Origin of the sequence: uncultured Lamprocystis sp. (genome assembly GCF_903933125.1) — a bacterium.
In the GTDB taxonomy this organism is placed as follows: domain Bacteria; phylum Pseudomonadota; class Gammaproteobacteria; order Chromatiales; family Chromatiaceae; genus Thiodictyon.
On sequence record NZ_CAIZIZ010000274.1, the window covers coordinates 1 to 5502 of the forward strand.

Consider the following 5502-nt stretch of genomic DNA (forward strand, 5'->3'; position numbering starts at 1 on the left):
CCCTGACTCTGCACCATGCGCTGCATCAGTTCGGTGAAGTGCTGCTGGAAGCGCCGCAGGTATTTGTCGCGGCGGTAGGCGATGAAGGTGGTCTCCCAGGGGAAGAGATGACTCAGATCGCGGACCGCCAGGTCGGCGTCGGAGCGCGGCGAATAGGCGACCGTGGCGATCAGTCCCACGCCCAGGCCTTCACGCACATAGGTCTTGATCACGTCGGTATCCGCGGCGCTCAGCACGACGTCCGGCTCCAGGGCCATGCGGGCGAAGGTGGAGCGCAGCCGGCTGGACCCGGTGAAGCCGAAGACATAGGTGATCAAGGGGTATTCACAGATCAGTTCCAGGCTCAGTGGTTGACGTTCCAGGACCGGGTGGCCGAGCGGGGTGATGAGACTGCGGTTCCAGCGGTAGCAGGGCAGGGTGGTCAGCGCCGGATGGGCGGCCAGGGCCTCGGTGCAGATGGCGAAGTCGACCGTGTCGGCCGCGGCCAGGTCTGCCAACTGCGGGGGTGTGCCCTGATGAATCTGTAAGGCGACGCGCGGATAGGTGTCCCGGAAGGCGCGGATGACCGGGGGCAGCACATAGCGGGCCTGGGTATGGGTGGTGCCGATGCGCAGCACCCCGGTGGCCTCGTCCACATGGTCGCGCCCGACGGTCAGGATGTCCTCGCGGATAGCCAGAACCCGGCGCGCATAGTCCAGGACCCGCGCGCCAGCCGGGGTGAGCGCCGCCAGGCGTTTGCCCTGGCGCACGAAAAGTCGGGTGCCCAACTCGGTTTCCAGACGCGCGAGGTGTTGCGATACCGCCGACTGGACCAGGTGCAGCCGCTCCGCGGCCTGGCTGACATTGAGTCCGCAGTCCACCGCGGCGACAAAGGATTTCAGCACGCGCAGTTCCATGGCGGGTTTCTATATCTCGTTTCGTAATAACTTTTCAAGAAACGTCATTTTACAAGATATCTGCTCCATACCAAGATTGCGACCCAAGGGACCTCGCGTCCGTCCACAGTCTTGAAGGTGGCCCCATGCAGACCAATCGCGCCGTTTCAGCCCAGCCGGCCGCTGTCGGCCCGACGCCGGGCCTACCGGCAGCGCCCGTCAACGGGCTCCAACTCCAACGCCTGACCCAGGCGATCCGCGGCCTGACCGGCGAGCAATTGACCTGGGCCAGCGGTTATCTGGCGGGCCTGGCGGTTGGCCGGCCGGCGCTTGCCGCGGCCCCGGTCGCGGCTGCCGGGACGGCCCGCCTGACCATCCTCTATGCCTCCCAGACCGGCAACGCCCGCTCCGTGGCGGAAGCCCTGGGGCGCCAGGCGGCGGCTCGGCAACTGGCGCACCGGGTGGTTTCGGTCGCCGACTTCCGGCCCCGCGATCTGGCCAAGGAGCAGTTCGTGCTGCTGGTCATCAGCACTCAGGGCGAGGGTGAGCCCCCGGAAGCCGCCCTGGAACTGCACCGTGTGCTCTTCGGCCAGGGTGCGCCGACACTCACGGGTCTGGGCTACGGTGTTTTCGGTCTGGGCGATTCGAGTTACGCGCAGTTCTGCCAGGCGGCCAAAGTTTTCGATACGCGTCTGGCGGAGCTGGGTGCCCGCCGGGTGATCGACCGGGTGGATGCCGATCTGGATTTCCGGCCGGTCTCTGAGGCGTGGTTCCCCGTGGCGCTGGAGCGGGTCGAGGCGGAACTCGCCGCGGCGTCGCCGGGCGTCGCGGCGCACCGGGATGCGGAGGTGGTTCCGTTGCGTTTTCCGGCCCCGGTGCGCCATGACCGGGATCATCCCTTCCGCGCCACCGTGCTCGACAACCGTCCCATCACGACCCGCGATGCGGTGGCCGAGGTCCGGCATCTGGCCATCGAGATCGATCCCCAGGCCATCGACTATGCCCCCGGGGATTCGCTCGGCGTCTGGTTCCGCAATGCGCCGGCTCTGGTCGGTGCCGTGCTTGGCGCCGTCGGGCTCGCCGCGGATGCGCCGGTGGCGGTCGGCAGTGACGCGCTGCCATTGGCCGAGGCCCTGACCGCACGTCTGGAGTTGACCCGGCTCCACCCGACGGTGGCGGCCGCCTGGGCGCGGCTCAGCGGCGCTGCGGAACTCGCGGGCCTGGCCCAGGACCGCGAGGCGTTGCGCACCTGGTGCCAGTCGCGCCAGGTGATTGACCTTATCACCCAGTACCCGGCACGACTCCAGGCCGCTGACTTCGCCGGGCTGCTGCAACCGCTGGCGCCGCGACTCTATTCGATCGCCTCGGCCTCGGCAGAGACCGCGGACGAGATTCATCTGACGGTCAGCACCCTGCGCTATCAATGCAACGGCCAGGACCGTCTGGGCGGCGCCTCCGGCTTCCTGGCCGAGCGGCTGGCGGCGGGCGACAACCTGGATTGCTATGTGCTTGAGAACCCCGGCTTCCGTCTTCCCGCGGACGGGGACACGCCGATCATCCTGGTGGGTGCCGGCACCGGCATCGCGCCCTTCCGCGCCTTCCTCCAGCAGCGCGCCGCCGTGGGTGACCCTGGCCGCAACTGGCTGGTCTTCGGCAATCGGCACTTTCAGCGGGACTTTCTCTATCAGGCCGACTGGCTGCGGCTGCGTAAGGCCGGCGTGCTGCACCGCTTCAGCCCCGCCTTCTCCCGCGACACCGCGCAACGGGTCTATGTGCAGGACCGGCTGCGTGCCGAGGGGGCCGAGCTGTGGCGCTGGCTTGATGAGGGGGCGCGGATCTATTGCTGCGGCGCCACGGCCATGGAGTCGGCGGTCCGTGAGGCCCTGGTCACGATCGCCCGCGACCACGGCGGCCTGAGCGCGGATGGTGCATTGGCCTTTGTCGAAACCCTGCGTGCCGATGCGCGCTACCTGCGAGATACCTACTGATGGACGCGCGAGTCAACGAGAACGAACTGATCAAAGCCGGCAGCCGCTATCTGCGCGGCACGCTGAACGAGAGCATCGCCGACGAACTGACCGGCGCCCTGGCCCCGGCCGACGCCCAACTCTGCAAGTTCCACGGGTTCTACGAGCAGGATGACCGAGACCACCGCCAGGACCGCGCCGAACGCTATCTGGAGCCGCACTACGATTTCATGCTGCGGGCGCGTCTGCCCGGCGGCGTCTGCACCCCGGCGCAATGGCTGGCCATCGATGGAATCAGCAGCACGCTCGGCAACGGCACCATCCGGCTCACCACGCGTCAGACCTTCCAGTTCCACGGCATCCTCAAGCGCAACCTGAAGCCGCTGATCCAGGGCATCAACCAGGCGATGATCGACTCCATCGGCGGCTGCGGGGATGTCAATCGCAACGTCCTGTGCAACCCCAACCCGGTCGAGTCCGCGCTGCATGCGCAGGTCCATGCCTGGGCGCGGCGCATCAGCGAGCACTTGCTGCCGCGCACCCGCGCCTATCACGAGATTTGGCTCGACGGAGAGCCGCTCGACGGCGCCGAGTCCGAGCCACTCTATGGCGAGACCTATCTGCCGCGCAAGTTCAAGACCGCGGTCGCGGTGCCGCCCCACAACGACGTGGATGTCTACACCAACGATCTCGGCTTCATTGCCATCGCCGACGGCGATCGGCTGAGCGGATTCAACTGCCTCGCCGGCGGCGGCATGGGGACCACTCACGGTGATGCCAGCACCTATCCGCGGCTGGCCGACACCCTGGGCTTCGTTGCCCCCGATCAGGTGCTGGCGGTGGCGGAAGCGGTGCTCACTACCCAGCGTGACTTCGGCAACCGCATCAGCCGGCGTCACGCCCGGCTCAAGTACACCATCGATCGGATGGGACTGGACGCCTTCAAGGCCGAGGTGGAGCAGCGCGCCGGGCTGCGCTTTGCGCCGGCCCGCCCGGCGGTCTTTACGGATCAAGGAGACCGTTATGGTTGGGTGCAGGGTACGGACGGGCGCAAGCACCTGACCCTCTATCTCGAAAACGGTCGGGTCGCCGATCTCCCTGGTGCCCCATTGATGACCGGGCTGCGTGAACTGGCGCACGTGCATCAGGGCGATTTTCGCATCACCCCCAATCAGAATCTGATCGTCGCCGGGGTTGCCGCGGATCAGTGCGCGCGAATCGAATCCATCGCCCGCGCCCACGGCTTGCTGGCGGAGACACGCACCCCCATCCGGCTGTCGGCCATCGCCTGCGTGGCCTTTCCCACCTGTCCGCAGGCGATGGCGGAGGCGGAACGTTATTTCCCGGAGTTGCTCGATCAGATCGAGCGGCTGGCCGCGGACCACGGGCTGGGCGACTGCCCGATCGTCATGCGCATGACCGGCTGCCCGAACGGCTGCGCCCGGCCCTTCGTGGCCGAAGTCGGGCTGGTCGGCAAGGGGCCAGGCCGCTACAACCTGCTGCTCGGGGGTGACGGCACGGGGCTGCGGCTCAACCGGCCGTATCGGGAGAATCTCAACGAGTCCGAGATTCTGGCCGTCCTGGATGGGCTCTTCCGGCGCTTCGCCGCCGAACGTGAGCCGGGCGAACGTCTCGGCGATTTCAGTCTGCGGGTCGGGTTGGTCGCGTCGGTCGGCCGTCCGTCCGTCCCGAATCCAGTGGAGGTTTCCCTTGGTACGCACTGATCTCGATTCGCTTATCGGCGACGATGCCGCGTCCATCACCCGGATCAACGCGCAACTGGAGGGGCTGGACGCGACCGCTCGCGTGGAGTGGGCTTTGCAGCACCTGCCCGGACGCCATCTGCTCTCGTCCAGCTTCGGCATCCAGGCGGCGGTGATGCTGCATCTGGTGACGCGGGTCGCGCCGGGCATCCCGGTGGTGCTGGTGGACACCGGCCACCTCTTCCCGGAGACCTACCAATTCATTGATGAACTGACCGATCGCCTGGGACTCAACCTGCACATCTACCGGGCCGCGACCTCCCCGGCCTGGCAGGAGGCGCGCCACGGCCGGCTCTGGGAGCAGGGGCTGGAGGGGATTGCGCTCTACAACCGGCTGAACAAGGTGGAACCCATGCAGCGGGCCCTGAAGGACCTGGACGCCGGCACCTGGTTCGCCGGGCTGCGCCGGTCACAGGCCGACAGCCGCTCGGGTCTGCCGGTGCTGCGTGTCCAGGACGGACGTTTCAAGGTCCATCCGGTCATCGACTGGAACAACCGCGATGTCTATCGGTATCTGCAGCACCACAACCTGCCCTATCATCCTCTGTGGGAGCGTGGTTATGTCTCGGTGGGTGATACCCATACCAGTCGTCCGCTGGAGCCGGGGATGCATGAGCAGGAGACGCGGTTCTTCGGGCTCAAACGGGAGTGCGGGCTGCACGACTAAACCGCGCTCAGCGCGCTATGCGAGGTTCTTGGATGGGATCGGCCCCGACAGCCCTACCGATTGCGCAAGCATGCGAAGTCGATATGTGTATTTCGTTCCGGCCACAAGCAGACCGGAGGTCGAGGTGCACCGTGAAAGTCGCGCAGCGACCCCGTGGGAGCGGCGTCCCGCCGCGATGAGGCCGGGCGCGTCACCGCCGCGTTCGAGGTCACCGCGGCACCGCATCGCGG

At 67.3% G+C, this 5502-nt stretch carries 4 protein-coding genes; 3 read left to right on the forward strand and 1 reads right to left on the reverse strand.

Annotated elements, in window-relative coordinates; all coding sequences use genetic code 11:
• Window positions 1–896 (reverse strand): LysR substrate-binding domain-containing protein (locus tag QZY03_RS13475; RefSeq protein WP_295581829.1); only part of this gene is annotated, 896 nt, incomplete at its 3' end.
• A 125-nt stretch (window positions 897–1021) separates the two neighbouring features.
• On the opposite strand from QZY03_RS13475, the gene QZY03_RS13480 reads away from it, so the two are divergent.
• From QZY03_RS13480 to QZY03_RS13490, 3 genes are read left to right on the forward strand one after another with little or no spacing between them, the layout of a single operon-like run.
• The gene (locus QZY03_RS13480; RefSeq protein ID WP_295581831.1) at window positions 1022–2863 is read left to right on the forward strand and encodes a flavodoxin domain-containing protein; all 1842 of its coding nucleotides are present in this window, start codon (window positions 1022–1024) and stop codon (window positions 2861–2863) included.
• Window positions 2863–4566 carry an assimilatory sulfite reductase (NADPH) hemoprotein subunit gene (cysI, locus tag QZY03_RS13485; protein WP_295581832.1) on the forward strand — a complete coding sequence of 568 codons (1704 nt, stop codon included), beginning with the start codon at window positions 2863–2865 and terminating at the stop codon, window positions 4564–4566. The genes QZY03_RS13480 and cysI overlap by 1 nt, the downstream gene beginning before the upstream one ends.
• Window positions 4553–5272, forward strand: coding sequence for a phosphoadenylyl-sulfate reductase (locus tag QZY03_RS13490; protein WP_295581834.1), 720 nt, complete (start codon window positions 4553–4555; stop codon window positions 5270–5272). The genes cysI and QZY03_RS13490 overlap by 14 nt, the downstream gene beginning before the upstream one ends.
• The last annotated feature ends 230 nt before the right edge of the window (window positions 5273–5502 follow it).

What these genes read in the sequence shown, in the direction of transcription:
- QZY03_RS13480 (WP_295581831.1), top strand. Translation starts at nt 1,022, where the DNA reads ATGCAGACCAATCGCGCCGTTTCAGCCCAGCCGGCCGCTGTCGGCCCG.
- cysI (WP_295581832.1), top strand. Translation starts at nt 2,863, where the DNA reads ATGGACGCGCGAGTCAACGAGAACGAACTGATCAAAGCCGGCAGCCGC.